Origin of the sequence: Microbacterium sp. (assembly GCF_036823965.1) — a bacterium.
In the GTDB taxonomy this organism is placed as follows: Bacteria; Actinomycetota; Actinomycetes; order Actinomycetales; family Microbacteriaceae; genus Microbacterium.
Genome location: NZ_DAITBE010000003.1, coordinates 18216 through 42247 on the forward strand (window position 1 = coordinate 18216; position 24032 = coordinate 42247).

20 protein-coding genes are annotated in these 24032 nt (G+C 69.0%); all 20 read right to left on the reverse strand.

The window, feature by feature from the left end; translation table 11 throughout:
- Nucleotides 1–5 precede the first annotated feature (5 nt).
- The 20 genes from V7Z82_RS06390 to V7Z82_RS06485 all read right to left on the reverse strand — a co-directional run bounded on the left by V7Z82_RS06390 (nucleotide 6) and on the right by V7Z82_RS06485 (nucleotide 23998).
- Entirely contained in the window at nucleotides 6–707 is a 702-nt protein-coding gene (locus tag V7Z82_RS06390) for a hypothetical protein (protein WP_334149209.1), read from the reverse strand.
- Nucleotides 708–721: 14 nt separating this feature from the next.
- A complete protein-coding gene (locus tag V7Z82_RS06395) occupies nucleotides 722–2386 on the reverse strand; it encodes an alpha/beta hydrolase (RefSeq protein ID WP_334149210.1) in 1665 nt (554 codons plus the stop codon).
- Nucleotides 2383–2676: a hypothetical protein gene (locus V7Z82_RS06400; RefSeq protein WP_334149211.1), complete on the reverse strand. Its 294-nt coding sequence runs from the start codon at nucleotides 2674–2676 to the stop codon at nucleotides 2383–2385. The genes V7Z82_RS06395 and V7Z82_RS06400 overlap by 4 nt, the downstream gene beginning before the upstream one ends.
- Nucleotides 2677–2760: 84 nt before the next feature.
- Nucleotides 2761–3048: a WXG100 family type VII secretion target gene (locus V7Z82_RS06405; RefSeq protein WP_052678951.1), complete on the reverse strand. Its 288-nt coding sequence runs from the start codon at nucleotides 3046–3048 to the stop codon at nucleotides 2761–2763.
- 115 nt (nucleotides 3049–3163) lie between these two features.
- Nucleotides 3164–3841 carry a hypothetical protein gene (locus tag V7Z82_RS06410; RefSeq protein WP_334149218.1) on the reverse strand — a complete coding sequence of 226 codons (678 nt, stop codon included), beginning with the start codon at nucleotides 3839–3841 and terminating at the stop codon, nucleotides 3164–3166.
- Nucleotides 3842–3878: 37 nt separating this feature from the next.
- Complete coding sequence (locus tag V7Z82_RS06415; RefSeq protein WP_334149221.1) at nucleotides 3879–4484, reverse strand: hypothetical protein; 606 nt, start codon at nucleotides 4482–4484, stop codon at nucleotides 3879–3881.
- Nucleotides 4481–5782, reverse strand: a complete 1302-nt coding sequence (locus V7Z82_RS06420) for a putative T7SS-secreted protein (protein WP_334149223.1) — start codon at nucleotides 5780–5782, stop codon at nucleotides 4481–4483. The genes V7Z82_RS06415 and V7Z82_RS06420 overlap by 4 nt, the downstream gene beginning before the upstream one ends.
- A gap of 12 nt (nucleotides 5783–5794) precedes the next feature.
- On the reverse strand, nucleotides 5795–6142 hold the full coding sequence (locus V7Z82_RS06425; RefSeq protein ID WP_334149225.1) for a hypothetical protein: 348 nt from the start codon (nucleotides 6140–6142) through the stop codon (nucleotides 5795–5797).
- A 96-nt stretch (nucleotides 6143–6238) separates the two neighbouring features.
- Complete coding sequence (locus V7Z82_RS06430; protein WP_334149227.1) at nucleotides 6239–7132, reverse strand: hypothetical protein; 894 nt, start codon at nucleotides 7130–7132, stop codon at nucleotides 6239–6241.
- Between the two features lie 80 nt (nucleotides 7133–7212).
- A complete protein-coding gene (locus V7Z82_RS06435) occupies nucleotides 7213–7500 on the reverse strand; it encodes a WXG100 family type VII secretion target (RefSeq protein ID WP_052678951.1) in 288 nt (95 codons plus the stop codon).
- 107 nt (nucleotides 7501–7607) lie between these two features.
- Nucleotides 7608–12119 carry an FtsK/SpoIIIE domain-containing protein gene (locus V7Z82_RS06440; protein WP_334149229.1) on the reverse strand — a complete coding sequence of 1504 codons (4512 nt, stop codon included), beginning with the start codon at nucleotides 12117–12119 and terminating at the stop codon, nucleotides 7608–7610.
- Nucleotides 12120–12162: 43 nt separating this feature from the next.
- On the reverse strand, nucleotides 12163–13506 hold the full coding sequence (locus V7Z82_RS06445) for an RDD family protein (protein WP_334149233.1): 1344 nt from the start codon (nucleotides 13504–13506) through the stop codon (nucleotides 12163–12165).
- On the reverse strand, nucleotides 13503–14228 hold the full coding sequence (locus tag V7Z82_RS06450) for a hypothetical protein (RefSeq protein WP_334149235.1): 726 nt from the start codon (nucleotides 14226–14228) through the stop codon (nucleotides 13503–13505). Before V7Z82_RS06450 ends, V7Z82_RS06445 begins: the two co-directional genes overlap by 4 nt.
- Nucleotides 14225–15868 carry a serine/threonine-protein kinase gene (locus V7Z82_RS06455; protein WP_334149237.1) on the reverse strand — a complete coding sequence of 548 codons (1644 nt, stop codon included), beginning with the start codon at nucleotides 15866–15868 and terminating at the stop codon, nucleotides 14225–14227. The genes V7Z82_RS06450 and V7Z82_RS06455 overlap by 4 nt, the downstream gene beginning before the upstream one ends.
- Nucleotides 15865–17217, reverse strand: a complete 1353-nt coding sequence (locus V7Z82_RS06460) for an FHA domain-containing protein (RefSeq protein ID WP_334149239.1) — start codon at nucleotides 17215–17217, stop codon at nucleotides 15865–15867. The genes V7Z82_RS06455 and V7Z82_RS06460 overlap by 4 nt, the downstream gene beginning before the upstream one ends.
- Nucleotides 17217–18029 carry a PP2C family protein-serine/threonine phosphatase gene (locus V7Z82_RS06465; RefSeq protein ID WP_334149241.1) on the reverse strand — a complete coding sequence of 271 codons (813 nt, stop codon included), beginning with the start codon at nucleotides 18027–18029 and terminating at the stop codon, nucleotides 17217–17219. The genes V7Z82_RS06460 and V7Z82_RS06465 overlap by 1 nt, the downstream gene beginning before the upstream one ends.
- Nucleotides 18026–19369 (reverse strand): RDD family protein, encoded by a 1344-nt coding sequence (locus V7Z82_RS06470; protein WP_334149242.1) that lies wholly within the window; start codon nucleotides 19367–19369, stop codon nucleotides 18026–18028. The genes V7Z82_RS06465 and V7Z82_RS06470 overlap by 4 nt, the downstream gene beginning before the upstream one ends.
- Nucleotides 19366–21768 (reverse strand): transglutaminase family protein, encoded by a 2403-nt coding sequence (locus tag V7Z82_RS06475; protein WP_334149244.1) that lies wholly within the window; start codon nucleotides 21766–21768, stop codon nucleotides 19366–19368. The genes V7Z82_RS06470 and V7Z82_RS06475 overlap by 4 nt, the downstream gene beginning before the upstream one ends.
- Nucleotides 21765–23027: a DUF58 domain-containing protein gene (locus tag V7Z82_RS06480; protein ID WP_334149246.1), complete on the reverse strand. Its 1263-nt coding sequence runs from the start codon at nucleotides 23025–23027 to the stop codon at nucleotides 21765–21767. Before V7Z82_RS06480 ends, V7Z82_RS06475 begins: the two co-directional genes overlap by 4 nt.
- Nucleotides 23027–23998, reverse strand: coding sequence for an AAA family ATPase (locus V7Z82_RS06485; protein ID WP_334149248.1), 972 nt, complete (start codon nucleotides 23996–23998; stop codon nucleotides 23027–23029). The genes V7Z82_RS06480 and V7Z82_RS06485 overlap by 1 nt, the downstream gene beginning before the upstream one ends.
- Nucleotides 23999–24032 lie beyond the last annotated feature (34 nt).

The following is a 24032-nucleotide window of genomic DNA, read 5'->3' on the forward strand; positions in this document are numbered from 1 at the left end:
CTCCGTCAACCGCCGTAGGGGGCTTCGGGGAAATCGGTCGTCGTCGGCTGGGGTTCGACGGGCGTGCCGTCTTCGTTGGAGTACACCGGACTCCCCTCTTCAGGGAAGTAGAAGCGCGGCTGCCAACTCGGCCCCTCGAACGCGGGGAAACGCAGCGATGCGCCTTCGTAGGCGAGCTCGCCACCGAAGACCATGTCGGAGAGGGCTGCCGCGTCGCCCGGGATGCAGCCCGGGGTCGCGGACGCCGAGATCTGGTTCCGGCCGGGCCGGATCGTCACCGCGCCGCGACCGACGTCGCCTCCGGTGCCGATGACGTTCACCTCTTGACGATCGCCCTCGCCGAACCGGGCAGTGCTCGCTTCCAGGCCGGCTTCCTCGAAGGCGGTGGTGGCGGCCGCGACGACCGCATCGACATCGATCTCCTCGTCGGGTTCGAGCACGCGCATCCAGGAGAAGGTGTAGCCCGTCACCTCGCCGTCGATGCGGCAGGGAATCGGCGAAGCACCGAATGACCCCTGATCCACGGCCCATTCGCCCTCATGCACCGCCATGATCACATGGTGCATGACCGTGGCATACGCGACGTAGTGCTTCTCACCCTCGCGATACAGCGCGTCGCCCTCAGGCGCAGTCCCACAGCTCGTCATCGTCATCACCAATCCGACGGCTGCTGCCGCCATCAGTCCGCGCTGCCACCTACCGCGCATCCGCCACCATCCGCTCAGAAGTCGATGAGCGCGTACTCATCGCTGATCCACCAGTTGTCCGCATCCCAGAATCCCTGCGTGCTGCCTTCGCCTCCGCGCTCGGTTCCCGGCTGCCCCGTCTGGATGATCTCCGAGACGTTGTAGAACGATTCGGATCCCGGCTCCAGATAGGCACCGGGCCCGAGGGCGTCATGTCCGGTCGCCGACGGAAGGCTCTCCCCGGACTCGTCCACGCCACCATCGCTGTCGAACACGGTAGTCCCTGGCAGGCGCTCCGGGCTGACAGGATGCCCGGGAGCGGTGGCACGACCGACCCGGGCGACGGCGTCGTCTTCCGAGATCGTCGCGTAGATCTGCGGCGGCCTGCCGTTGGTCAGGTTCTCGACCACGGTCGGATCGTTCGGGAATCCGGCGGAGCCCACCGCGATGAAGGAGGTGACGCCGAGTCCGTCCGGCTGCGAGCCGATCGCGAGCGCAGCGGTGGTGGAGCCGTAGGAGTGGGCGATCACGTTCACGTCGGCCTCGGGCGAGAGGGCGCGTACCGCCAGGAGGTAGGAACGCAGCGCAGCAGCACCGTCTTCGGCGCGAGCCATGTCGGGTTCTTCGAGCAGTTCCGGGGTGTCGTAGCCGAACCACACGACCGTGGCGGATCCCGGCCCGACCGCGGCGTTGAGCGCCTTCGCCGACTCGCCCCAGGACTGCAGGTCCTCGACGTTCCCCTTCATGCCGGGGATGAGCGTGTTGATCTCGGACGCCGTCGACAGATCGCCGTATGCGATCGCTGCGGTCACCTGCGCCGAGCCGTCCGGATCGAAGCTGATGAGGTTCGGCACCGGGACCCCACCCGTGTTCAGCGCTCTCACGATCGCCTCGAGTTCGTCTCGATGCGGCCCTTCGGGCTCGGTCTCGAGCAGTTCGTCCAGCCGTGCGGCGTTCACCGTCGCCCGCACATCCCAGGGGATGCCGTCGAGGTTGCCGATGATCTCGGGATGGCTGTCGATGATCTCCTGCTGCAGCGCGGGATTCTCCAGCCACAGCCGGTGGATCTCCTCCGGACTCGTGGCCGCGAGCAGCGCGTCGAGGAGATCGCGCGCCTCGTCGGTCAGCACGACTCCGCCTCCGCCGGCGAGCTCAGAGAGCGCGGCGGCATACGCGGTGTCCCAGTCGCCGTAGTATCCCTCGAACTGCGTCCAGAGCTCGTCGAGCGCCTCCTTCGCCGCATCCCGGTCACCGATGGCCGCGGTCGCCGCATCGTTCGTGTCGTCGATCCTGTCCTGGTCGTCACCGGAGGCTGCCGACATCGCCGCCCGACCGGCGTGGTCGGCGGTCAGGTTCAGACGCGACCACTCCGCGTGCGCCGTCTCGATGTCGTCGATCAGGTCGTTCGCGGGCTTCGCATGGGCGTCGAAGGCATCGGCGTATCGCTGCATGACCCCGGCGAGCAGCTGCGCCTCCGCGATGTCCGCCGGGAGCGACCCGGAGAGGTCGCTCGCATCGGCGCGCACCGCAGTGACGGCCCGGCCGAGGCCTGGCAGGTCATGCGCTGACTGCACCGCCGTGCGCAGATCGCCGAGTCGGTCGGCGACGCGTGTGAACAGGCTGCTCCAGTACGACATCGACCCGCTGTTGCCCTCGAGGCGTTCGAGCGGATAGCCGCGGTTCGGCGAGGTGAGTGTCATGAGCGGTCACCGCCGCTGAGCTCCGCATCGAGATCGGTGTACTCGTTCGCGATCGCGGAGATCGCGGCCGCCAGGGCGTCGCCCGCTTCGATGCGGTCGTAGGCCGCGTCATGCAGGGCGGTCAGGCGTCGGTGCATCTCGAGACGGAGCCCTGCGCGCTGCGCGGGATTCTCGACACCGGTGTCCTCGCCGTAGACGTTCGCCGCTTCCAGCAGCACCTCGTACGTCGCCGTGGTGAGCGCACTGGACGCGTCGTTCAGTTCGGCGTAGAAGATCTCGACATCGCTCATCGCTCGCCCCCCGACGAATGCTGACGTGTGGAAGAGAAAGGGGCCGACGGTCTTCCGTCAGCCCCTTTCCTGCGGTGCAGTGGTTCAGCTGCCTGCGAGCTGCTGGTCCAGGTCCTGGATCGCGCGCATCATGCCGAGCAGCGACTCGGACATGTCGTTGATGCCATCCACAGCCGTCTTCAGACCCGTGGTCAGCTCGGTGTATCCCTCACCGAACTTGCCGGACGCGTGCTGCGTCTTGAAGTCGTCACCCAGCAGCGTGTCGACCTGACCCTTCAGCGTGTCCAGCTGACCCTGAATGTCATCACGAGCCTGCGACAGCGACGACGCCACCTGCTCCATCTCTGCATAAGACGCACCGAAATCGGCCATCGTCAACACCTCCGGAAATCGATCGGATCGGACCGCTCCGGCCCGATGACATCCACACTACGGACCCCCGGGCGACCCTGTCGATGGGGACAAGTCCCCATCGATCTCCCGGCGCCTAGCTGTCGGTGGTTGCAGCGTGGTCCGCCGTCTCAGGGACCGCCGGCTCCTCCGCGAGCTGCTCCCACGCGAATGTCGAGATCATGGCGTCGCTGAGCAGCTCGATGCCGTCCAGCACATCTGCCGGGATGACATCGCCGTCCGGGATCACGATCGTCGACGTGAAGACCAGCGCCTTGCGCCGCAGTGTGCCGGGCACCGGGATGATGTACGTCACGGTGCGCCCGCCGACCCCGTCGATCGCCGAGGCGCCGTCCGGACGCTTGGTCTCAGCCGACCAGCGCACGATGTGCTTCAGGTGATCGTCGAGGAAGACCGCACCGCGGATCCGGAACGCCTCGGTCACCCAGGCGTCCAGGTTCTCCGCGTCCGGAGCGTCGAGCGCGGACGCCGTGATCGAGAGGGGAAGGAGCTCCTCGAGCGGCACGTCCTCCTGCCGGAAGATCGCGAACACCTTCGTACGGCGCATGCCCTGATTCGCCTGCGCCATCATGCTGCGGAACTCCGCGTCGAGGTCAGGACGGCCGGCCTGCATGAAGATCGCGCTGGCCTTGCGCACGTCCTCCTGCTGCCCGGCGTTGGTCGGCAGATGCGTCGCCCAACCGGGAGGGAGCACCAGCCGGAACGGAGGGATGCCGTAGCGGAACTCCACGCCGAGGTCGTTCATCTCACTCATCTGGCAGCACTCCTCGTATCGATCGTGCGGTCGCTGATCACGCAGGCACACCGGTCGGCAGGGTGATGCCGGCGATGATCTTGGGGATCTGCCCTTCCATCAGGGCGAACGGTTCGAGCGTCGAACCCATCGCCTCGATCATGATCGCCCATTCTCCCTTGCGCAGCATCACCGTCCAATTCGCGATCGGCCGGGCCTCGTCCTCGACCATCACCGCAGACGTGCGACGCAGCAGGAAGCCCTTGCCGTGGGTGTCGGTCTCGAGCGCGGTCAGCTCGGAGGCAGTCGAGTCGGGAAGCGTGGCGATCTCGGCGAGGACCGCCTGGGTGTCGAGGGCGTCCGCCGCGGCGACCGTCACCTCGATCAGGATGTCGCTGTAGATCCCGCGCGGCACGAACCAGAGCTGGCTCGCGGCGTTCCCGGCGACGCCGAGCAGCCCCTGCGCCGTGAGCGCGAGCGCCTCGCGATCACCGTCGGTGAGCTCGGTGCGCTCCGCATAGTGGCCGACCGCGGCGGCCACCCACTGCTGTCCGGCGAGTGGCTCGCGCTGCAGCTCCTCGGGAGACGGCAACGGGATGAACCACTCGGAGTCGTACGCGAAATCCCAGCTCGCGCCACCGATGGAGACCGGAAGCGGGCTCATCGGGTGAGACCGTTGACCATCCCAGCGGGCGACAGCCCACCGGATGGGCTTCCGCCGGCCAGCGCGACGCCCTTGTCCGCCCACTTGTAGACGTTGTACGCCTGCTCGAAGAGGTCCGGCGCCGGAGACTTCGCGAGGCTCTGGAGCGCATCGGGCAGCTGGTTGATGAGCCGGTTGCCGTATCCGGTGCCCGCGGCCGCCGCATCCTGGAATGCGACCGTGAACGAGCGGTTCGCACCGCCGAGGAACCGCTGTCCGAGCCCCGCGAGCGAGAACGGTCCCGTCATGCGGGTCTTGGACACCTTGGTCACGAAGTCGGCGAAGTTCACCTTGCTGGCCGCCTTCCACCCGCCCTTCGGCAGCGCCGAGATGTTGCGGATGTTCCGGATCTGACCGAGTGGGCCCGTGAGCTGCTTCGGGATCGCCTTGAAGAACTTGCCGAATCCCTGTCCGAGCTTGCCGATGGGCAGGATGCCGATGATGGACATCGCCAGATCCCCCCAGCCCTTTCGCCCGTCGAACATCAGGGCGACCGTGAGCGCGAGCGCGATCACGCCGACCACCAGGGCGGCGATCGCGAAGAACGGCCCGCCGATGATCAGCCCGAGCACCGCGATCGCGAGCCCGATCCAGCTCACCCACTCGGCGATGACTGCGAGGACGCCGGCGATGTTCTCCCATCTGGAGTCCTCGCCGATCTCGTTCGCGTCGCTCAGCCCGGACACTGCGGTCTCGTAGGCCGTGTGCCAGGTGTCGTACTCGCCGTCGAACGCGTCGAGGTTGTCGTTGTGCGTCGTCTCGGCGGTCGTCAGCGACGAGGCAGCGCCGGACGCCGCATTCGCGAGGTTCGTGCCGGCCGTCGTGTTCGCGGACGCGTCCTCGGGCTCCGGCGGGTTCAGGCGCGTGGAGTTGTTGTGCGCCTGCAGCGCATCGGCGGCGTCCGCCGCGTTCGACTGCGCGGTCTGCAGCTCGGTGAGGCTCGTCTGGCAGTCCGACACGATCGTGCGCATGCGGCTCTGGGCCGTCTCCAGCGCGGTCGCGTAGTTGCTCAGCGTGGTGCCGGCCGGCTTGTACCGGCGGCCCGCCTCATCGAGGTCCTTGTGGACGTCGCCGACGACATCCTTGATCTTGTCCATCGCGTAGCCTTCGCCGTCGATGGACCCGTCCTTGATGTCCTTGAGGGTCGCGGCAGCACTGACCATGCTGTCGCCGAGTTCCTTGATCTTCGATCCACGATCGGCGATCGCCACGGCATCGCCGGGGACGACCTCGACATCGCGTCCTTTGCTGGTCTGCATGCGCTTCTCCCCTTAGACCGCGGCCGGCTGATTGCCGGGTGCCGGTGCGGAACCCGAACCGGACTGTTCCATCGACGACGCGATCTCGGTGTCCAGGCTCGTGACCTCGTCGACCGTGCCCTTGACGCGGTCGGCCACCTCTTTGAGCTTGGTCAGCAGCTTGTCGCGACTGTCGTTCCAACTGCCCTCGAAGTCGTGGCAGCGATCCTTCAGACGACCATCGCCGTACGGCTTGCCGACGGCTTCCTCGACGTCGTCCTGCTTCGCACCAGCGGACTCCAGCTCAGCGACGATCGCCGTGAGCTTCTCGCTGGTGATGCTCAGATCACTGATCGGCACGAGCATGCGTTCGCCTGCCATGGCCCCCTCCTTCGTTCCCGGACGCTTCGACGTTACTGGGAAGATCCGCGGGACGCGATGGGGACTACTCCCCATCCGCGCTCCGTCGCCCGATCGCTAGCCGCCGCCGTTGTTCCGCTTCTCCAGGATGCGGCTCGCCACCCTGATCGCGGCGGCGTCGGACAGGAGCGAGAGTTCTGTGAGCGCAGCAGCGCCGAGGCCCCGCTTCGCGGCCTTCGCGGCCGTCGTCCGCACCCCCGTACGAGCCTCGCGTGCGAGCGGCTCGATGAAACTCGACCAGCGCCGCAGATCCAGCGCCGCGAGGTCCGCGCGATGCCTGCGGCGGAGACCGGCGAGCCGACGCCCGCCTGCCCTGCGCTGTGCGCTCGCCTCCGACGCGAGGTGATCACCACGGCGCTCGTAGACCTTGGCCTGCTTCTGGGCGGTCACCTCGATGGCCTGCGTGACCGCTTCGGCGTAGGAGGGGAGTCCCCGAAGCAGCCGACGCTCCTCGGCCACCCAACGCCGTAGCAGCACGTCGCCGCACTCCGGGCACAGGACCTTCGGAAGGATGCCGTCGATCGCGTAGCCGCAGGCGCAGTCGATGCCGCCGCGCTGCTGTGAGCGATGCGGACGCCCGCCCAGCTTCTCGCGCAGCAGCGACGCACCGACGGCGCTTCGCCCGAGCTCATCGGCGAGCAGCCCCTCGCCGCTCCTTCGCTGGGCCTCCGCGACCAACGCCTCCCACCGCTCCTGGTCGGCAGGTCGGATGAGCTCGCGGGCCGACGCCGCGTACTCGTCGAGCACCGCCGTGATCTCCGCCTCCTGCGCAGCGCGCTTCAACGCGGATGCCGACGTCGCCCCCGGCCAGGACGGGAAGGCGATTCGCGCGGACAACTCACGCATGCGCAGCTCCCCCGCCGCGGCCGAGGCCGCATGCAGGGAAGCGAGCGGGGCGTTCGACTCGAGGACCCCGCGCTCGAACTCATCGACAGCATCAGACGCACTCATGCTCCCAGCGTAGAGGGCCGTACACGCCAGAGAGGGCCGACCGTCATGGTCGACCCTCTCTGCGAAACCGATGCGCCGGTTCAGCTGCCTGCGAGCTGCTGGTCCAGGTCCTGGATCGCGCGCATCATGCCGAGCAGCGACTCGGACATGTCGTTGATGCCATCCACAGCCGTCTTCAGACCCGTGGTCAGCTCGGTGTATCCCTCACCGAACTTGCCGGACGCGTGCTGCGTCTTGAAGTCGTCACCCAGCAGCGTGTCGACCTGACCCTTCAGCGTGTCCAGCTGACCCTGAATGTCATCACGAGCCTGCGACAGCGACGACGCCACCTGCTCCATCTCTGCATACGATGCTCCGAAATCAGCCATCGTCAACTCCTTCATTCGTTCGTCGAGAATCCGGACCCCTCCGGTCCGACATCACTCACACTACGGAAACGCGCCGACCTCTGTCGATGGGGACAACTCCCCATCGATCACGCCTGCGCCGCGGCATCCACCAACGGCATCTGCACCGTCACCTGACGCCCTGCCTGCACGAAGATGCCTCTGCCCTCGGGGAAGTCGGTGCGCTTGACCTTCGGGAACGGCACCTTGAACACCGCATCGCCGTCGAAGGCGTCCGGCTTGAGGATGATGCCCTTGCGGCCCGCCTTGAAGTCCGCGATGAACCCGAACCCGCTGGTCACCTGGGTCACGTCGGCATCGCCGATGAGCAGGTGGTCGCTGCGGTTGATGGCCTGGAACAGCGCCTTCATCTCGCGCTCGGCAGGGCTGTCGGCGAACTGCGGGACATCCTCGACGACGATGAGCAGTCGCACGCCCACGGTCTCTGCGGCGGCGATCTCGGCGATCTCCTTGGCCAATTCCTTGGCATCCTCCGGAGTCACCGCACTGCGAGTCCACTCGACGTAGTCCTTGAGCTGCGCACGCCGGCCGCCGAAATGGAAGAGCTTGATCTGCGGATCGAGTCGGCGCATCGAGGTGATGATCGCCTTCAGCGCGTTGGTCTTGCCGGACGCCGGAGGCCCCGCGACGACGAACGTGCCGACCGGGTCGAAGTCCCTGGCGGCCAGCGTGTCCTCCGCGACGCCGAGCACCGGGAAATCGCCGAGGCGATCGGGCAGCTCCCGCAGCGACAGCCGAGTCGGCAGGGCGCCGATCTCCGGCACCTCCCTCGCACCGGCGGTGCGCAGTCCCTCGGCGAGCCGCTCGAGGAGCTTGGTCTGCTCGGCGACGTTGGGGGTGCCGCCGAGTGTCGCGATCTGGGTCTCCCGGCCGTCGACGATCGCTCGACCGGGCGCTGAACGCTCGTCCAGCACATCCTTCGGAGCGTTGAGCATCGCGTAGCCGGACTCGTCCGAGAGACGCAGCACCACACGCCGGGAGACGTTCGCGCTGACGGCGGTGGGGACGGACCCCGACCTGTCGGCACTCGCGATCACGTGCACGCCGAGCGGACGCCCCTCGCCGAGGATGCGCATGAATGTCTGGTAGAACGGCATCCGCGCCGTGGTGGACTCCCACTCCGCACGGAACTGCGGGAAGCCGTCGATGAGGAAGAGGATGCGCGCCTCGTCCTTGCCGGTGATCTCCCGGTACTCGGTGAGGCTCGAGGCGTTGGCCGCGCTGAAGCGCTTGCCCCGATCGTCGAGCACCTTCGCGAGGGAGCGGAGCACGCGCTGCACGCGCTCTGAGTCGTCCCCGGAGATGACCGAGCCGACGTGCGGCAGCACCTCCAGGCTCTTCAGCGAACCCGATCCGAAATCGAGCCCGTACACTTCGACGTTCGAGTGCGCGGGGTCGAAGCCGGCCGCGATCGCGATCGTGCGCAGCACCGTCGACTTGCCCGATCCGCTCGTGCCGTAGACGAGCAGGGAGCCGTCCTTGTCCGGGTGGAAGTACGCCGGCTCCTGGAGCTGTCGCTCCGGGACGTCCATCTTGCCGAGCAGCACCTGGCCATCGCCGAGCACCGGCAGGTCGCGGATGTCGACGGCGCCCTCGAGGTCGTCGAGCCATGGTCGACGCGGAGCCGGGATGCGCGCCTGACGTGCAGCGGTCACCAGGGTCGCGACGATGCGCTTCTGGTCGTTCGGTCCGAGGTCCTCGTCATGCGAATCGGACTCCGGGGCCTGCTCGGCCTCCCAGGTCTGGATGGAGCCGAAGCGGAGCTCTGCGACCTTGACCTCGGCGACCTGCGCCTCTTCGGTGGTCCAGCCGCCGGCGTAGGCCGACTGGAACGGGACGAGACGCCCGGGTCCGGTCTTGGCGATGCCACGGCCGGGCAGCGAGGGCGAGAACGTCGCCGCCACCGGGTCGTCCACGACATCCTTGGAATCCGACTCGTCGGCCATGCGCAGCGCGACGCGCAGGTTGGTGTTCGCGCGGAGGTTGTCCTTGATGACGCCGGCTGGGCGCTGGGTCGCCATGATCAGATGGATGCCGAGGGAACGACCCCGCTGTGCGATGTCGACGACGCCGTCCACGAACTCGGGCACTTCTCCGGCGAGCGCGGCGAACTCGTCGATCACGAGCACGAGTGCCGGGGGCGTCTCAGGGTCACGACGCTTCTCGAGTTCGAGCAGGTCCTTCGCCTTCTTGCGGTTGAAGAGATGCTCACGGTGGTGGAGTTCGGCCCGAAGGCTCGTGAGCGCGCGCCGGACGAGGTGCGGGCTCAGGTCGGTGACCAGCCCGACCGTGTGCGGCAGGTCGACGCAGTCGGCGAAGGCGGAGCCGCCCTTGTAGTCGACGAAGAGGAACGTGACGCGGTCGGGGCTGTGCGCCGCGGCCATACCGAGCACCCAGGCCTGCAGGAACTCGCTCTTTCCCGCACCGGTCGTGCCGCCGACCAACGCGTGCGGGCCCTGCAGGCGCAGGTCGAGGGTCATGGCATCGGTCTGCGACTGGCCGATGATGGCGCGCAGGTTGCCGGCTTTCTTGAGCCGCGACTGCGGGGCACCGGAGCGATCGATGATCGTGTTGTTCTGCCGCCACCGATCGATGACCGCGTTCGCGTCCTCGGCGATCTCGGTCCCCACGAGGGAGAGGAAGCTGACGGAGTTCGGGATGTCGGATGCATCCTCGATCACGGTGCTCGAGTCGACCACCGGCGCGAGCCGCTTGGCGAACATCATCATGTACGCGTGCGAGACGCCCTCGACCTGCGCGCCCTGATAGTCGACGCCGCTCCGCACGGTGCCGACCCTGGCGTCCTCGAGCCCCTTGCTGACATCGACGAATGTGCGGCACGCCGCCGGCAGCGCCTCGACGACTGGAGCCACGAAGAGGGCGTAGACGCCGACGTCTGCGCCGCGCTCCAGGATCTGGGTCAAGCGTGCGCGGTCGACGGGAGCGTCGTTCGTCACGATGACCACGACGGCCGTCTGACCGGGGAAGGTGGCGTCCTCGGCTGCGCGCTTGACGTCGGTGCCGTAGCGCATCGGATCCCAGTCGGCCCCGTACGGAGGGCGCGCGGACTTCGACTCGCGTGAGCGTCGCAGCACGATCTCCTCGAGGCCGCTGAGGAGTGCCGTGCCGGTGGACGCGGAGTCGGCGAGCGGCATGTCCTTGAACGGGTTGCGCTCACTCGAGGTGTGCGGCAGCCACTTGAGCCAATCCAGCTCGTTCGCCCAGCCCGGTTCCGTGAGCGCGACAGTGACGAGCTCGTTCGGGGAGTGCGTGCCGAACAGCTGCACCGCGATCCCGCGCAGCGCATCGCTCGCGAGCGAGGTGGGTCCGGCGACGCCGATCGACCCGACGCTCTGCAAGGACTCCAGGATGGGCACGCCGGTGATCGTGCGGTACCGCTCTTCGAGCCGGTCGACGCGCTCGACGTACTCGACCAGGGCCTCCGGGGTCTCCGTCCGCTTGATGCGTGTGCGGGCGAGGTCGTCGCACACGCCGAGCCGGACCGACAGGAAGTTCCAGTGCTCCGGCCTGCGCGTCCACAGCAGCGGGCCGAGACGCATCGCCTCGTCGAAGACGACCGCGACTGCCGGCACCTCGTTCTGCCGGACCTCCCGCTCCTTCGGATGCGAGTGGTAGAGCTTCTCCTCGAGCCGCTCGAACTGCTCCTCGAAGGACTCGACCTCCTTGCGCCGACGCTGGCCGATGTTCGTCTTCTGCGAGATGAAGTTTCCGAACATCATCATCGGCGAGGCTGCCGCCATCAACAGCGACGCCGGCCGCCCTGTCAGGCTGAACATGGTCATCGCGAGCAGGATCGGCGCGACCAGCATGGGCCAGGGGAACAGTCGTGATGCCTGATCGCGGGGGTACCGCGGCTCGTCGAGCTCCTGCCCGCTGAACCGCTCCTCCACCCGGGGGCTGCGGTTGAACATGAGGGCGCCGCCGCGCTCGAGCACGGGGTCGCCGTCGGCCGAGCCGTCGAAATCGCTCACCAGGTGCACGACGAACTCGCAGTCACCCAGCGTGAACCGCTGGCCGGGAATCACACGGAGGCGCTGCACGAGTCCGCCGTCCACGAGGATGCCGTTGGCCGAGTTCAGGTCGACCAGTTCGACGAACGTCGGCGCGACCTCGATCCTGGCGTGCCGCTTCGACACGAGCGGATCCGTGACCGTGACATCGTTCGTCGCGTCGCGGCCGATCAGGAAGTGACCGATCGGCAGCGGGAACTCCTGTCCGGATGCCGGTCCGGAGACCACGCTGAGCAGCGCAGCCGGACGCGCGCCGATGGTGCCGACCGAAGCACGGTTGGGCCCGACGTTGACGACCTCCGCGAGGAAGCCGGAGCCGAGAGGCGCGTCACCCACGAGCAGGTCCGGGTTGAGCATGGTCGTCTGATCGCTCGTGGGCGGCGCGACGGCCAACGTGAGCACGTCCGCGGGCGCGGCCGCGATGCTGCGCAGCGGATCGGTCGACGCGATCTGGCGCGCGACATCGGCGATGGTCGCCGTCGAGTCCGCCATCACCACCACATCGGTCAACGGAGCCGCTGGGCGACGCAGGGTCAGCTTGACTCTCATCGTGCATCCTCACCGCGCCGGGGGCGCGTGTCTTCGTGTGCGTTCATACCCATTCCACCGACAGGGTCCGGTCGCCGAAGCGCACGGTGTCACCGATCTGCAGTTCGACCGGCTGCCCGGCCGCCAGAGCGGTCTCGGAACCGTTCCGGATGATCGCGCTGCCGTTGGTCGATGCCCGGTCGACGGCGAACACACCGCGTCGCGCAGGCATCACGGCGAGGTGCGTCTTGGAGACCGATCGGGTGTCGTCGGCCACGCGCACCAGCTGCGCCTCGCCTTCGCCAGCGGCGGCATCGGGGGCGCGGCCGAACAGCGTCGTGCCGCGAACGTCGATGCGTTCACCGGTGTCGAGGATCAGCACTGCGCGCGTGCCGGCTGGCGCTGCGGGCGCTGCGGGGGCGGCGGGCGGCGCTGTGGCGGGGCGCAGCACGGCTGGCGGCGCTGGACTGAGCGGAGGAGCGAACGACGCCGCCGGGTCTGCGGCGACCGCTGCGGGTGCGGGAGCGGGGGCAGAGGCGGGAGGGACGGAGGGCGCCGCCGGCGGCGCGGCTCCCGTCGCGAGCGAAGGCGGTACGGCCGAGACCATCGCGCCGGATGCCGCGCCATCGGGCTGCGGAGCAGCAGGGCTCGAGGTGCCGCCGCGATGCGCGCCGATCACGCCGCCGGAGAGGCGCGCGCTCGGCACGTACTCCGCCCTGGCGTCGCGGTCGACGGGGGTCGCGAGCGACGGCAGCGGCGCCTGCTCCTCGTGTTCGGGGGTCTTCACGCGCTTGCGTGCGATGCGCATCCGCTTCTGGTCGTAGGGATTCAGGCCGCGACGCGCGTCGACGAACCAGGTGGCGGCAGCGAGGTCGAGCCATCCGCGACCACGACGCTCGATGTCGAACAGCGGTGACAGCGCGATGACGAGCACCGGACCGATCAGCGGGATCAGGAACGAGGCACCTGCGATGAGATACCGCACAACGGCTCCGCGCCAGAAGCCGGGCTGCTCGAGTGTGCGGACGTTGACGGAGCGGATCCCGAACACCGCCTTCCCGAGCGTGATGCCCTTGCGGCCGTGCAGCACCAGCTGCACCACGACGTACGCGAGCATCAGGCCCTGCGACACGGCCGCTGCGATGATGAGCCAGACCAGGTCGGGACGTGCGAAGAACTTCTCCGGCGCGAAGCCGCCGGCGACGACCTGCGCCAGCACCGGAGTCAGCGCGATGATCGCCGGGAGGGCGATGATCACGGCGACGGCCCATTCCAGCAGCGCCGCGCCGACGCGGGGTCCGCGCTTCGCGGTGATCAACCCGAGCGATTCGGCGTAGGCCGGATCAGGTCGTCCGTGCTGGTCGAGTCCCTCGATCTCGGGAGCGTGATCGTCGATCTCCCAGATCACTCGTGCTCTCCTTCTGATTCCTCATCATGCGTGGCGTCCAGCAGTGGAAGGTCCGCCCTGGTGACCAGCCGCGATGCGATGACATGCTCGACGAGACGCGCGCGCCGGTTGGTGGCGAAGCTGCGCTGCCCTCCGCGCATCCCCGGGACACCGATGCGATCGAACTTGTCGCACACGTTGTCGAGCTTGCGATTGAAGCGCGTGACCGTCCAGCCCAGCCGCTCCGCCGCCTTCGCCGAGGTCGGGATCTCGCTCATGCCCGTCCCGTCGCGCCGCAGCTGCGGCTCGGCGAGCGCCAGGATCAGCAGACGCTGGCTCAGCGTGAGCGGCATGTCTCCGATCGTGGACGCTCCGCCGTCGTCGTGCTCGCGCTTGGTCGCACGGAACGTCGGCTCCGCGGCGTGCACGGTCAACTCGTACGTGGTCGGGCCCGCGCTGAAGACCACCGTCGTCTTCTCGAACACGAGCGGCAGTCGAGCACCCGGCGCGAGCCACGCCTGCACGCCTCCGGCCGAGTCGGTGACGGTCGCGGTCAGGCGGGTCCCGACATTCGACAGCCACCACAGCCCGTCGGCATCCATGATCTCGAGGAAGTGCCGATGCAGGAACAGGTTGTCGTCGAGTTCGAGGTCGCCCTCGCGGCCCACGATGAATCGTCCGCCGGCGCTCACCGGGAAGTACTCCCCCGCGAACTCGACCGTGACCCCCGCTGCGGCGCTCATCCGCACGCCCGCACGGTGTCGGAGGCGCGGCCGTCCTGTCGGCGCAGCATCACCTCGATGCACACCTGTCCTGCCCCGTCGACCGTCGCGATCTCGTCCTCGGCGCGATTCACCGCGCCGTCGCTCGCCGGGTCCAGATTCGTCCAGAGATAGGTGTCTCCCTCGAGCGGGTTGGGGTTCGTCCAGGTGAACGTCACCTGATCGCCGGCACGCGCGCCCTGGAGGTCTGCGACCTTGGGCACGGCTTCGGACACGGGGTTCTGCGGGGCGACCGTCTCATCCGACGCCTCCGGATTCGGTTCGGGAGTCACGCCGGCGACGAGCGCGTTGAGACCGATGATGCCTCCGACGATCAGGACGACGGCGGCAGCGATCAGCGCGACCCACAGACCGCGTCGACTGCGTGGCGCAGGTGGCGCGCCGCTCGCCGGCGGGGCGGTGGTCACGGGGGTGTGCGGCGGGGGTGCCGACTGCGTGAACGGCGTGCCCGCCGCATCCGGTGCGACCACCATCGGAGCGCGCAGGATCGTCCGCTCGTCGACATCAGGAGCCGGGGCTGCCGGACGCGGTGGGCGGATCTGCGTCGCCTCGACCTCGGGTTCGGCAGCGAGTGGCACGTCGAAGCGGGGAACGTCGGTGGGCGCCCACTGCGCGCCCCGCGGCTGCGTGGTCGCCGACGGGCGGGTGAACGAGGCGGCATCGGGATCGATGCTCACGATCTCCCGCACGCGGGTCAGGCCGTCGCCGTCATCCTCGAGCTCCTCCTGCGAAGGATGCTCGTCGACGATGTCGATCGGCGTCACGGAGTGCGACAGTTCGATCTGCACCTTCTGCAGCGCGCGGGCGAATGCGACGGCGCTCGGGAACCGATCGTTCGCGTTCTTCGCCATCGCGCGGTCGAGCACCCGCTGCAGGCTTTCAGGAGAGTCCGGTCGGTTGAGCGACTGCAGTGCCGCCCGCTCGATCCGTTCGATCAGGTCGGCGCTCGAGTTGCGCTCACCCGGCCGCTCGAACGGCGATCGCCCGGCGAGCAGCGTGTACAACGTCGCTCCGAGCGCCCAGACGTCGGTGCGCGGCCCGCTCCGAGGCGGCTCTGCGAAGGACTCGGGCGGGGACCACGGAATGGACATGCCGGATGCCTCGCCGGTGGCCCCCGTCGTCGACGCGATGCCGAAGTCGGTGAGCGCCGGACGGTTGTACTCGGTGACGAGGATGTTCGCCGGCTTGATGTCTCGGTGGAGCACGCCGGCACGATGCGCCGTCTCCACGGCTCCGGCGACCTGCACGCCGACCCGCAATGCCTCGGCCACCGAGAACGGCTCCTTGCGTGCCCGCAGCTGGAGGTTCGGGCGCGGGCAGTACTCCATCACCAGATAGGGTCGTCCGTCGCCGGCGACGCCTGCCTGGTAGATCGTCACGATCGCCGGATGCGTCGAGAGCATCGCCATGACGTTCGCCTCGTCGGTGAACTCCTGGGCTGCGCCGCTCGAGATGCGGTCGGCGAGCAGGACCTTGACCGCGACTCGACGGCGCGGCATCTCCTGTTCGTAGAGGAAGACGTCGGCGAAGCCGCCCGTCCCCAAGGGCTCCACGTACGTGAAGCCGGGCAGATCGGGTGGAGGAGAAGGGCGACGGCTCACGGCAGATCCTCGAAGGCGACCGTCACGCCGTCGCCGAGATCCACCACATCACCGGAGAGGACCAGCGTCTGCTCGCCGGGGTGCAGACGCATCGGGTCCGCACCAGGTCGGAGCAGTGTCGAGCCGTTGGTGGTGTGCAGGTCGATCACGACGACCGTGTCTCCTTCGGGGCGGACCTCGAGGTGACTGCGCGAGATGTCCTGCTGCGGGCTCTCGACCGCGACCAGGTGCGGGAGGTTCGCACCGCTGGCGCGAGTGGACCGCGGACGCCGCCCGATGATCACCGTGCGGTCGAGGGCCACGACCTGACCGGTCGAGACACGGATGCGGCCGGCCGCCGCCGCATCCGTCACCGGCAGCACTGCCGTCGGTGCATCGTTCGCGATCGGCGGCTGCTGCCGCAGCGCGCGAAGCTCGGCAGCCGAGATGGTGGCGCCGTCATGGTCACCGGCGACCGGGAGCGGCGCTGGGGCCACGAGGGGTGCCGGCGGCACCGGCGCTCCGGGCACGGAGTGCACGGTGGCACCCCAGAGCTGGTCGAAGTCATCGTCGGAGGCCAGCGTCTCGCCGGTCGCGCCCAGGGTCGCCTCGTTCACCGGGGCGGACGCCTCTGCTGCGCCCTCCACCAGGTCGAGGGCCTCGGTCGGAGTCTCGCTCGCCGGGATCTCCTCGGCGTCCGACCCCGGCTCGTCCGCGGATGCGTCCGTCGCTCCGGCATCGCTCCTCACCTCGGATGCGAGCACGGCATCGATCTGGGACTCGAGCTCCCGCTCCGGGGCGTCGACCGGGAGCGGCGCCGCGATCGGCGCAGCGGCGACGGCGTCCGGCCCATTCGAGGTCGTCGGAGCCGGCGGAGCGGCGACCACCGGCGTCGGGCCGAGCGCGCCGCCGAGCGGGGCGGCGTCGCTGGACTCCAGCTCGGCGCTCGCACCTGCGCTGCGCACGACGCCGCCCTGCACGGGCAGCGCGATGTCCGAGTCGGCCGACTCGACCGTGATCTCGATGCGCGTCGCGCCGCCGATGAACCGCTCGCTCCAGGTCGTGACGTCGTTCCCGGAGAGCTCGTGCGTGTCACCGGAGGCATCGTCGACCTGTGCGCTCACGTCGCCGCGCAGCGCGATGCGCACATCGGATCCCTCGGCGACCGCCGCCACGAACGAGGGCAGCGCTGCGAAGGAGCCGCCGGCGTGGGTGGTGAGCACGTCGACCACCGTCGCGAGCGTCTTCTGCTCGGGCAGCCGCTCCCACAGTCCTGCCACGACGTCGCCAGGGACGTCGGGGGGCAGTGCCACGAGGGCACCCGGGATGACGATCAGGTACCAGTGTCCCGGTCGGTAGGTCGTCTGCATCAGCGAACCCCTCCTGCTGCTTCACGCGGACGCGTGTCCATGTCGATGTCCGAGTCCGTCTCCAGGAGCGTGCCAGGTCGCGAGGCGACCAGCACGGCATCCACGATCACGACGGTGATGTTGTCCCTGCCGCCGGCGGCGACTGCTTCATCGATCAGCACGTCGGCAGCCTTCTGCGGGTCGGGCGTGGTCCGCAGCACCTCACGGATCCGCGAATCCGGGACCTCGGAGGTGAGCCCGTCCGAGCACACCATGATCCGGTCGCCCAGCTCGGCCGGGAACAGCCAGTAGTCGGCATCCCCCGTGCTGCTGGCTCCGATCGCCCTGGTGATGATGTTGCGCCGTCGATCGGTCGCAGCGTCCTCCACCGTGAGCTCCCCCGACTCGATGAGCTCCTGCACGACCGAGTGATCGACGCTGATCTGCTCCAGCTCTCCGTCGGCCAGGCGATACGTGCGGGAGTCCCCGATGTTGACGGCCAGCCAGTAGCCCATGCCGTCGACCGAGGCGATGACGACGCCGCTGAGCGTCGTCCCGGCGCGACCGTTCCCGGCCGTCGAGAGCTCCTCGACGTTGGTCCGTGCCCGAGCGAGCGCGAGTCGCACGTCGTCGAGCTCGAGCGATGCGCGGCCGACGGAGCTCGAGAACTCCGCGATCACCGCGGCACTCGCGAGCTCACCGCCCTCGTGCCCGCCCATGCCGTCGGCGACGACGAACACGGGAGCGCTCGCGAGGTGCGCGTCCTCGTTCAGCGCACGCCGCAGTCCGGGGTGCGTCGCGGACCCCGTCGACACGATCAGTGCAGGCCTCACGCGTAGCCGCCGATCGTGACGATGCGATCGCCGATCTCGAGCGCATCGCCGAGCCGCACCGGCACGCGCTGCCCAGCGGGACACGCGATGCGCTGGCCGTCGCGGACGAGGGTCATGCCGTTGGTCGAATGCCGATCCAGCACCCAGCCGCCGGCGGACTCGGCTGCGGCCTCGAAGTGCGTCTTGGAGAGCGAGAGCGTCTCGTCGCGCACCGACACCACCACGGCGCCTTCCTCTGCCGAGGGGTTGCGACCGAAGATCGTGCGGCGCGAGACCGAGACGCGGGTGCCGTCGTCCCACGTGAACACCAGACGATGACCGGGGATGCTGATGCGCGTGTGCTCGATGTCCTCCGGGTCGTCGGATTCGGCGGCGGCGGGTTCGGCGGCGGCGGGTTCAGCGGCCGAGGGCGCTGGTGCGGCTGCCGGAACGGCGGGCGACGGTGGAGCGGTGCGAGCGGAGACCGGAGCTTCGGCAGGAGGCGAGGGCCACTGCTGGACCGTCTCGTCGATCTCGGGCTCTGGTGCCGGCATCGTGCGCGGCGGCGGCGCATCCTGTGTGATGCCCGGCACGAAGGCGATCAACGAATCCGAGTCGGAGGACGGCGCCGGAGCGGACTGCACTGGAGCCGCGGGCTGCACGGGAGCCGCGGGCTGCACGGGAGCCGATGGCGGGAACGCAGACTGCGCGGAGACGAAGGGAGCCGCGGTCGCCGGCGCCTGGGCGGACGGCCACTGGGCCGAGGAGGCAGGTGCAGCGGCCGGGGCCTCGGGGAGCGGGATGCCGGGGATCGCCGGCGTCGCCGGACGTGCAGGTGTCGCCGGGTAGCCGGGCGACACGGCGGTCTGGCTGCCGACGGGCGGTGATGCCGCAGGTGCACCTGGAGAGGTCACCCGTGCATCGAGCATCAGCGAGCCGGCGACCTTGTCATGCCATCCCTGGAATCGACCGGAACCGTCGAACAGCGGCGTGAAGTAGCCGACGACGATCGAGCCGGCCAGCCCGAAGATGATGTTGCGCAGCAGCGTCCTGCCGAATCCGAGCGGGCCCTCGCCCTGCGCTGCGACCAGGCGGAGACCCTGAGCGCGCATGCCGATCGACCCCTGCCCCGCCTGCATGACCGTGTAGACGACGAACCATCCCAGCAGCAGCAGCGAGACGATCGGTCCGCCGATCGCAAGCGTCGCGAGCGTTCCCTCGAGTCCACCGGACATCGCCGCCGCGATGAGGAGACCACCACCGAGCACGATCCCGAGCCCAGCGGCGATGAGCGCGTCGATGAGGTAGCCGATCGCACGTCGGGAGATCGGCGCGATGTGTGCGAACGCAGGCTGCGTCATGGGGTCTCGCTCTCGGATGGGGCGGGTGTACTCGTGCTGCTCTTGTCGATCGTGCCAGGTTCGCGCCGGACGCGCGCGGTCGCGGCATCGCGGAGGCCCTGCAGTCCGGATGAGATCGCCGAACCGTCCATGAGGGAGCGCAGACTCAGCCGTGCCTTCGTCCGCTTCCAGAAGCCGGCGTCCTTGCCGAGGCCGCCGACGATCGCATCGACCTCGCCCCAGAACGCATCGACGTCCTCAGGCGTCGGATCGACGGGACCGAAGACCTCGGCGTCCGCCCGGTCGGCGAGCGCCACGACCTGCGGCACCGGCAGCGTCTCGAGCACACGAGCCGCGTCCTCCGGGCGCGTGCCACCGGGCGACAGCCTGGCACCGTAGTCCACCGCGCGATCGGTGAGCTCGTCCCACCCTCCGCTGATGCGGTCCGCCGTGCGCGCCGCCGACCGACGCGTACGACGCTTCGATGCCTTCCAGGCGCCGATCACGATGAACGGCGAGGCGAGCAGGGCGATCACGGCGAGCGAGATGCCGCCGATCACGAGGATCGCGCCGATGATCCCCGCGATGTTGAGGTTCTCATCCTCCGACTTGCGGTCGTCGGGGAGCGTCGGCGGAAGGTCGACCGGCTCCTGCGGCGGGGGCGGCGGCTGCAGGACCTGCGGCTTGGGGTCGACGCGCGGCTTCGTGTTCTGATCGTTCGGGACCTGATCCTCAGGCGGAGTCGGGTTGAAGGGCAGCCACCCGACGCCCTCGAAGTTGACCTCGACCCAGGCGTGCACATCGTCGCCGGTCGCCTCGAACTCCGCGTCCTTGGCGTTCTCCTCGTCCGGGTAGTACCCCATGACGACGCGTGCCGGGATGCCGACCTCGCGTGCCAGCAGCGCCATCGCCACGGCGTACTGCTCGTCATCGCCGATCATCTGGTCACCGCCGATGAGCGTCGAGATGCGCTCGGAGGTGTGGCCCGCGCGCGAGATGACCTCACCCTCGAGACCATGACTGAAGAAGCCGCCGTCAGCGAGCATCGTCTCCAGTGCACGCACCTGCTCGATCGGGGACTCGGCGTTCGAGACCGTCTCCGCCGCGAGCGAGGTGAGCTCCTCCGGGACGTTGCTCTGCTTCGGCAATGAGACCTTGCCGAAGTCGACGTCCTCGAGCCGGTCGTCATCGATCTCGCCGGGGATCACGGTGTCGACGCTGTATGTGTCGCCCTTCTCGAGCCTGGGCGTCGCCACGGCGGTGCCGGTGTCGGTGTTGTAGAACGTTCCCCGACGGAGCTCCTCCCCGCGGTCGCCCGTGTAGGAGATCTCGGTCACGGCTCCGGCATCGGGCACCCAGACGCCGCTGTACTCACCCACCTCGACCTGCAGCGTCACGGGGATGCCTTCGGCATCCGGCGACATGTTCGATCGCAGCGGCGTGAACGCGCTCGACGACTCCGGTCCGCCGTCCGTGACGTTGTACACCATGCCGTCGAACTGGTCCATCACCGCGATGCGGATACGCGCGTTCTCCGGCAGGCCGCGAACGGTGAAGAGGGTCTTCTCCTTCTCATCACGCACGTTCTTGCGGAATGCCTGCAGCGGACTGGGATAGTCGCGGATGTCGAACGGCGGGATGATGACGTCGCGGAAGACGTGCCTGGTCTCCATCGGCGCCGCGATCGCGGACGACGCGATGCCCGCTCCCCCGGCGATCGCCAGCACGGCCGCGCCGGCGATCAGCCGCCGCGCGCGCATGTGCGCAGCGCGCGACGGATCGACGTCGCCGACCGAGACCGCGGAGTTCTGCGGCGCCCACAGCTGCCGGAGCGCCAGCCAGGCGATCGAGGCCACGGCGAACAGCAGGCCCTGCACGAGCGGGAACGCCGGCTCCGGGGTGCCGAGTGCGATCACGGTCATGAGCAGGACGCCGGCGGGGATCAGGGCCCAGGCCGCGTTCGACAGGCGCAGCGCGAGGGAGGCCGTGGTCGTGGTCGCGACGAGCGCGAGCAGGAACGGGACGAGCAGATGGCCGTCTGCGGCGGCCACCGGAGCCACCGTGGTGAGCATCTGCTTCCACGCGGTGACCGTCCCGACGGCCAGCTTCTCGAATGTCTCGAGCGTGGGGATCACTCCCGCGATCGTCGTCTGCGGGAGCGCGAGCGCCCCACCGAAGACGAAGTAGACCGCCACGGTGAGACCGGTGATGATCAGGATGCCCCACCGACGCCAGGTGGTGACCGCGGCGATCGCGAGACCGAGCACCATGCCGCCGATCGCCGCCGGCAGGAAGGACGGGCCGGCGAAGGTCGGCCAGAAGCCGATCATGGCCATCACGATGAGGACGGCGGTCGCGGACAGGTCGAGGACCCAGCGCCGCACCGGCATGACCGTGGGCGTGGTGGCGAGGGCGGTCATGCGAGCACCTTCTGCAGCGCGAGCGGAACGTGTCCGAGCGTTCCGACGGTGACGACATCGGCCTCGCCGATGCGACGGAGCGCCGGGGCGTCGACCGTGGTGTCGGTCACGACGGCGAGCACTCTGGCACCGTACGGGAGCCGCGCGCATGCGAGGCGGAGATCATCCGCGCGCACCTTCGACCCGCACACGAGCACCACGACGCTCGCGAGCGGCATCGTCGCTGCGAGCACACCGGCGAGCTCGGCGATGCCGCCATCGCGCGCCTTGCTGTTCTCCACCGCAGACAGGGAGTCGAGCAGCTGTTTGCCGGTGCCGGAGGGGAGCTCTCTGCCCTGCACCCGCATGTCGACCCGCTGGGAGTCTCTGAGCGCTCGCAGTCCGATCGACCCGGCTGCCGAGACCGCGAGCTCGAAGTCGTCTGCTGTCGCGTAGTCGCCGCTCGATCGGGAGAGCCCGATCACGAAGTGCGACCGCCTGGTCTCCTCGTACTGACGGACCATCATGGTGCCGGTCCGCGCCGTCGACTTCCAGTGCACGTGACGAAGGTCATCGCCCGGCTGATACTCCAGCAGGGCGTGGAACGACACGTCGTCGCGCGACAGGTCGGAGGCGGGCATGCCCTCGAGGTCGCGCAGGAAGCCGAGCGACTGGCCGTCGAAGAGGATCGTTCGCGGGTGCACGAAGAGGTCGACCGGGTCGTCCCGGCGGTGTGCACGCTCGAACAGGCCGAGCGGGTCGCCTCGGACGACGCTCACGGGCCCGAGCTTCACGACGCCGCGCTTCTGCGTCGGGATCGCGAACAGCTCCTCGGCCTCCTCGCCGGGTGCCAGACGCTGGATGCCGAATTCGCCTCGTCCGGAGCCGACCGGCAGGACGACGCGGGAGGGGAGGATCGCGCGAGTGCCACGGTTGGCGAGCGTCAGCGCGCCCACCGCTCGCTCGCCGACCACCACGCGCGTGCGAGCGAGGTCGAGCGACACGTCGTATGCCGTGCGTCCGATCAGGAACAGAGCGCACAGCGCGACCGTGATGGCGATGACCATCGCGGCGATCGTGAACTCCGACCATCCGGCGATCTGGCCGAGGATCCAGAACGCGACAGCCAGCGCCATCAGCACCCACGCGAGCGGCCGGATCGCACGAGCGATCAGTCGGAGGCGCGACAGCGCGCGGACACCGAGCACAGCCGCGACGTCACGCCATCCGGCATCGCGTTCGATCGGGGTCTGCGTCGTCTGAAGTGCCTCCGCGGTCATTACGCCGCCGTTCGGGCCTGCGGAGCCGCGACGTCGTCGAGCACGCGCGAGATCACAGCATCGCTCGTGGTGCCGGCGAACTCGGCCTCAGCGTCGAGCAGCAGACGGTGCTGCCACACCGGCCGCGCGAGCGCCTTGATGTCGTCGGGCAGGACGAAGTGCCGACCGTGGGCTGCGGCCCAGATCTTCGCCATCCTGATCATGGCGATGGCACCACGCACCGAGACACCGAGCCTGGTCGCCGAGTCATCACGCGTCGCCTCTGCGAGCTGTGCGACGTACCTGAGCACGGCAGGCTCCACGTGCACGGAGGCTCCGAGGTCGGCCATGTCGGCGACCGCGCTCGTGGTGATGATCGCGCCGAGCCCTGCGGAGGGGTTTCGGTCGGAGGCCCCGGCGAGGATGCTCTCGGTCACCGCGAGGTCCGGGTAGCCGATCGAGGTCTTGATGAGGAATCGGTCGAGCTGCGCTTCGGGAAGCTTGTAGGTTCCCGCCTGCTCGATGGGGTTCTGCGTGGCGATCACGAGGAACGGGCGCCCCGTCTCGTGGGTGACGCCGTCCACCGTGACGCGCGATTCCTCCATGACCTCCAGCAGAGCCGACTGGGTCTTGGGCGATGCGCGGTTGATCTCGTCGGCGAGCACGATCGACGCGAAGATCGGGCCCTTGTGGAACTCGAATCGGTGCGACTGCTGGTCGTAGATCGTCACACCCGTGACATCGGACGGCAGCAGGTCCGGCGTGAACTGGATGCGAGCACTGGTGCCCTGGACGGTCGCGGCGAGCGCCTTCGCGAGGCTCGTCTTGCCGGTACCCGGAGCATCCTCGAGGAGCACATGCCCTTCCGCCAGCATCGCCGAGAGCACGAGACCGACGATCTCCTGCTTGCCCTGCACGGCCTTGTCGATGTTCTCGACGAGGCGGTGGAAGGTCCCCTGGAACCAGGCAGCCTGCTCGGGAGTCATTGTCATGAGTGTGTCGTTCCCTGTTCTTGTTCTGAAAGCG

What these genes read in the sequence shown, in the direction of transcription:
- V7Z82_RS06390 (WP_334149209.1), bottom strand. Translation starts at nt 707, where the DNA reads ATGCGCGGTAGGTGGCAGCGCGGACTGATGGCGGCAGCAGCCGTCGGA.
- V7Z82_RS06395 (WP_334149210.1), bottom strand. Translation starts at nt 2,386, where the DNA reads ATGACACTCACCTCGCCGAACCGCGGCTATCCGCTCGAACGCCTCGAG.
- V7Z82_RS06400 (WP_334149211.1), bottom strand. Translation starts at nt 2,676, where the DNA reads ATGAGCGATGTCGAGATCTTCTACGCCGAACTGAACGACGCGTCCAGT.
- V7Z82_RS06405 (WP_052678951.1), bottom strand. Translation starts at nt 3,048, where the DNA reads ATGGCCGATTTCGGTGCGTCTTATGCAGAGATGGAGCAGGTGGCGTCG.
- V7Z82_RS06410 (WP_334149218.1), bottom strand. Translation starts at nt 3,841, where the DNA reads ATGAGTGAGATGAACGACCTCGGCGTGGAGTTCCGCTACGGCATCCCT.
- V7Z82_RS06415 (WP_334149221.1), bottom strand. Translation starts at nt 4,484, where the DNA reads ATGAGCCCGCTTCCGGTCTCCATCGGTGGCGCGAGCTGGGATTTCGCG.
- V7Z82_RS06420 (WP_334149223.1), bottom strand. Translation starts at nt 5,782, where the DNA reads ATGCAGACCAGCAAAGGACGCGATGTCGAGGTCGTCCCCGGCGATGCC.
- V7Z82_RS06425 (WP_334149225.1), bottom strand. Translation starts at nt 6,142, where the DNA reads ATGGCAGGCGAACGCATGCTCGTGCCGATCAGTGATCTGAGCATCACC.
- V7Z82_RS06430 (WP_334149227.1), bottom strand. Translation starts at nt 7,132, where the DNA reads ATGAGTGCGTCTGATGCTGTCGATGAGTTCGAGCGCGGGGTCCTCGAG.
- V7Z82_RS06435 (WP_052678951.1), bottom strand. Translation starts at nt 7,500, where the DNA reads ATGGCTGATTTCGGAGCATCGTATGCAGAGATGGAGCAGGTGGCGTCG.
- V7Z82_RS06440 (WP_334149229.1), bottom strand. Translation starts at nt 12,119, where the DNA reads ATGAGAGTCAAGCTGACCCTGCGTCGCCCAGCGGCTCCGTTGACCGAT.
- V7Z82_RS06450 (WP_334149235.1), bottom strand. Translation starts at nt 14,228, where the DNA reads ATGAGCGCCGCAGCGGGGGTCACGGTCGAGTTCGCGGGGGAGTACTTC.
- V7Z82_RS06460 (WP_334149239.1), bottom strand. Translation starts at nt 17,217, where the DNA reads ATGCAGACGACCTACCGACCGGGACACTGGTACCTGATCGTCATCCCG.
- V7Z82_RS06470 (WP_334149242.1), bottom strand. Translation starts at nt 19,369, where the DNA reads ATGACGCAGCCTGCGTTCGCACACATCGCGCCGATCTCCCGACGTGCG.
- V7Z82_RS06475 (WP_334149244.1), bottom strand. Translation starts at nt 21,768, where the DNA reads ATGACCGCCCTCGCCACCACGCCCACGGTCATGCCGGTGCGGCGCTGG.
- V7Z82_RS06480 (WP_334149246.1), bottom strand. Translation starts at nt 23,027, where the DNA reads ATGACCGCGGAGGCACTTCAGACGACGCAGACCCCGATCGAACGCGAT.
- V7Z82_RS06485 (WP_334149248.1), bottom strand. Translation starts at nt 23,998, where the DNA reads ATGACAATGACTCCCGAGCAGGCTGCCTGGTTCCAGGGGACCTTCCAC.